Origin of the sequence: Pseudonocardia tropica (assembly GCF_040105315.1) — a bacterium.
Lineage (GTDB): Bacteria > Actinomycetota > Actinomycetes > Mycobacteriales > Pseudonocardiaceae > Pseudonocardia > Pseudonocardia alni.
On record NZ_JBEDNP010000012.1, the window covers coordinates 83,466 to 87,065 of the forward strand.

Sequence of the window (3,600 nt, forward strand, 5' to 3'; positions counted from 1 at the left end):
CGTGCGCGAGACCCGCCGTGTGCGAGTCCCACCGTGTCCGGGGATCCGCCGTGTCCCGGGATCTGTCGTGCCCCGGAACCCGAACCGGAGACGGAACCGGAGCCGGAGAGGGCGCGTTCCGCGGAACGCGGTGTCCGCCCGGTGCCGGTCAGATCCCGGAGCGCAGCCACGTCGCGGCGACCGTGGCCAGCGGCTCCAGCTCCTTGTACTCCGCCACCTCGGGCGGCAGCGTCTCCAGGACCGACGCGAGGCGGTCCCGCCAGGCGGGGACCTGCGCGACCCCGTCGAGGGGCAGCAGGCGGATACCGATCAGGAACAGCACCGCCCCGGTCAGGGGCAGCCGGACCAGGTGCTGCACCTCGGTGCGCAGGTGGATCTGCCGGCCGGGGTCGGTGAGGTCGAGCCGGGCGCGGGCGGGCTGCCACTGCGGGGCGGCGTCGAGGGACAGGTCGCGGCGGTCGTCGGGCTGCAGGCCCCAGTTGAGCCGTCGGTAGGCCTCGCCGGGGTGCAACCGCAGCAGGAAGCGTTCGGCCCGCTCGAACACCCCGCCGGGACGGTTGCCGGGGACCGGGCCGTGCAGCTCCCGGAAGCTCATGCCGGCGTCGAACCCGATCGACCACACCGAGGCGAACGCGACGGCGCCGGCGTCGAGCCACAGCGCGTCGTCGCGGGCGCCGAGGACCACCACGTCCTCCGCGACGAACCGGGACGCCCAGCGCAGGGGATGCTCGGGCAGCGTGCGGTCGTCGCCGAAGACGAACTCCCGGTCGGTACCGGTGACGGTGTCGCGGAACCGCCACCCGCCGGGGGTACGGGTCAGGGCGCAGGTGCCGGGCTGCTCGGCGGCGAGGCGGGTGAGCAGGTACAGGCAGGCGTCCCAGCAGGATGCGCGGGCGTGCGGCGCGGCGACGAACCGGGCGGGTTCGCGGTTCAGGACCGTCGCGCGTTCGGCGGCGACGGCGGGGCGGTCGGGTCCGTCGTGCAGGATCCGCGTGCCCCAGGAACCCGCCTCGGTGCGCTGCTCGACCCCGGCCGGTTCGACGTTCGCGCTGATCCGGTACGTCGGGTGTGGCAACGGGAACGGGTAGTCGGCGACGTCGCTCACAGGTCCAGCTCCAGGGCCGCTCCGGCCGCACGGGACACGCAGAGCGCCATCCGGTCGGTGCGCTCGTCGACGGCCAGGACCGTGTCACGGTGCTCGACGGCGCCGTCGAGGACGGGGGTCACGCACTCGCCGCAGACCCCGCGCCGGCACATCGCGGGCGCGGCGACCCCGGCGCGGTGCACGGCGTCGAGCAGGGTCTCGCGGGCACCGACCTCGACGGTGCGCCCGCTGCGGCGCAGCGCGGCGCGGAACGGCGCACCGGGGTCGGGCTCGGGGACGAAGGCCTCGGCGTGGATGCGGGCGTCGACCCAGTGCGCGGCGCGGGCGATCCGGGCCGTCGCGGTGATCAGGCCGGGCGGGCCGCAGGTGTGGACGTGGCTGCCGAACGGCGCCGTGGTCAGCAGGTGTTCCAGTGCGGCGCGGGCGGCGTCGCGACCGGCGACCTCGACGAGCCGGTCCCCGCAGAGCGCGCGCAGCTCGTCGCGGTGCGGGGCGGGACCGGGCCGGTGCACGGTGAGCACCGTGAACGCGTTCCCCCAGAACGCGTGCCAGCGGGCGTGCGACAGGACCGCGGTCACCCCGATCCCGCCCGCGACGAGCAGGTGGTGGCGGGCGGTGTCGACCGGCGGGAAGGAGCTGCGCGGCGTCGTCGCCACGACCGCGTCGCCCGGGGTCAGGGCGTGCGCCCACACCGAGCCGCCGCGGGAGTCCGGGCGCCGCGCGACCGAGATGTGCCAGCGCTCGGGGGCGGGGGACGGCGCGGTCAGCGAGTAGGAGTTCCAGTGCCCGGGCGTCCACTCGACGCCGATGTGGCCACCGGGTGGGGCCGCGGGCAGTGGCGCCGTGCCCGGGGCGGCGGCGAGCTCCAGGGACCGCACGCCGGGCGCGGCGTCGGTGACCGCGACGACCCGCAGGTCCAGCACGGGCCGGGTCACGGCGCCCGCTCCGGGGTGGGCGCGCCGAGGTACGCCGCGAGCCGCCGCGAGTGGTGCCCGGCGACGAGGAGCACGAGCCGGCAGCCGGGGCAGACGACGGCGTCCCCGACGTCCGCGTGGACGACGACGCGGTGGTGGCAGTGTCCGCAGTGCACCGTCCGGTCCCGGGTGGCGTCGGCGGCGTCGGTCGGGACGAGGACGAGCTCCTCGTCGAGTGCGCCGCGGTGCAGGGCCGCGGCCCGCACGCTCTGCACGACCGTCTCGGGGCCGGTGACCAGGATCCGGGTGCCGGTGGGCAGCGTCGCGAGCTCCCGGTCCAGCAGCGTCGCGGCGTCCCCGCCCGCCGGTAGCCGGACCAGGCGGTCGGTGGGCCGGAGCCCGGGTACCGGCACGGACCCGGCGACGACGACCAGGTGCGGGGCGTCGCTGCGGGTGCCCGGTCCGGGGTAGCGCGGCACCGTGGTGTGGTCCGGTGCGACGTGCACGGACGGGGTGGCCGCGGCGGCGCGGAGCGGGCGGAGGGGATCGGACATGGCGGCCCCGATGCTACGAGCGTCCGATGAACGGCGGATGGCGCCCGGCGCATGCGCGGGTCGCCATTTCTGGTGAAGACTGTCCGGAGTCGGTGACGATCTCGGCGCCGGCGCGATGAACTGCTGGAAGCGCCCGCACGCCGGACAGGGGGACGTCATGGACGGCACGTCGTACCGCCCACGGCACGCCCTGCGTGAGACCCCGCCCGTGATCGCCGTCCCGGCGCAGCGGGGTGCCCCGGACGCCGAGGTCGTGCCCCGGCCGCGCGGCCCGGTCCCGCGGCCGAGCGGCCCGCCGCCGCAGCCCGGTGCCGGGCCGTGGTGGGCGGTCGTTCCCGCACCGCGGGGCGGCGCCGCCCCCGCACACCCCGCGCCGGTCCCGATCCCGGCGCGGGTTCCGGCACCGGTGCAGGTCGCGGTTCCGGCGCCGGCGTGGTTCGCCCTCGCCCCGGTCGTCGTCGAACCGGCCGCCGGTCCGGCCGCTGACGGGAGGCTGCCCGGATTCCCGACCACGTTGCTGCCCCGCCGCCGTCGCCCGCTGGCGGTCGGCGCGAGCCTGGCGGCCGGGATCGCCGGGCTGCTCGTCGTGTTCGCGGTGGTCATCGGGGCCGCCGGTGCGGCGGGCCGGGGGATCGAGGACGCCGCCACCGCGACGGCGGCCGTCGGCGACTGGCGCGCGGCGGGCGGCCAGGTGCACGTCACCGCGATCACCGACGCCCTGCGCGACATCGCCCGTGCCGGGTCCGAGGGCGGTACCCCCGCCCTGGCGGACGCCTGCCGCGACCTGCGCGACGAGGTCGCGTCCGCGCAGGCCTACCCGGCGATCCCCGACGCCGTCGCCCAGGCGTACTGGCGCGACGGGCTCGCCGCCGGCGCCGACGCGGCCCGGCACTGCATCGCGGGCGCGTCCCTGGGCGACCCCGGCCTGCTCGGCGACGCCGCCCGGCAGCTGGGCGCGATGAGCACGCAGCTGGCCGCCGTCGCCGACCGGCTCACCCTGCTGTCCGACGGCGGCTGACCGGCCGGG

The 3,600-nt window shown here is 77.8% G+C and carries 4 protein-coding genes; 1 reads left to right on the top strand and 3 read right to left on the bottom strand.

The genetic code is table 11. The features are described 5' to 3' along the window. Window positions 1-148: 148 nt before the first annotated feature. From WHI96_RS20105 to WHI96_RS20115, 3 genes are read right to left on the bottom strand one after another with little or no spacing between them, the layout of a single operon-like run. Window positions 149-1,105, bottom strand: coding sequence for a heme-dependent oxidative N-demethylase family protein (locus WHI96_RS20105; protein WP_345644926.1), 957 nt, complete (start codon window positions 1,103-1,105; stop codon window positions 149-151). Then, a complete protein-coding gene (locus tag WHI96_RS20110; protein WP_345644929.1) occupies window positions 1,102-2,040 on the bottom strand; it encodes a PDR/VanB family oxidoreductase in 939 nt (312 codons plus the stop codon). Before WHI96_RS20110 ends, WHI96_RS20105 begins: the two co-directional genes overlap by 4 nt. After that, window positions 2,037-2,573, bottom strand: a complete 537-nt coding sequence (locus tag WHI96_RS20115) for a dimethylamine monooxygenase subunit DmmA family protein (RefSeq protein ID WP_345644932.1) — start codon at window positions 2,571-2,573, stop codon at window positions 2,037-2,039. Before WHI96_RS20115 ends, WHI96_RS20110 begins: the two co-directional genes overlap by 4 nt. 157 nt (window positions 2,574-2,730) lie before the next feature. Between WHI96_RS20115 and WHI96_RS20120 the strand changes: the two genes are divergently transcribed. Next, on the top strand, window positions 2,731-3,591 hold the full coding sequence (locus WHI96_RS20120) for a hypothetical protein (protein ID WP_345644935.1): 861 nt from the start codon (window positions 2,731-2,733) through the stop codon (window positions 3,589-3,591). Window positions 3,592-3,600 lie beyond the last annotated feature (9 nt).

What these genes read in the sequence shown, in the direction of transcription:
- WHI96_RS20115 (WP_345644932.1), bottom strand. Translation starts at nt 2,573, where the DNA reads ATGTCCGATCCCCTCCGCCCGCTCCGCGCCGCCGCGGCCACCCCGTCC.
- WHI96_RS20120 (WP_345644935.1), top strand. Translation starts at nt 2,731, where the DNA reads ATGGACGGCACGTCGTACCGCCCACGGCACGCCCTGCGTGAGACCCCG.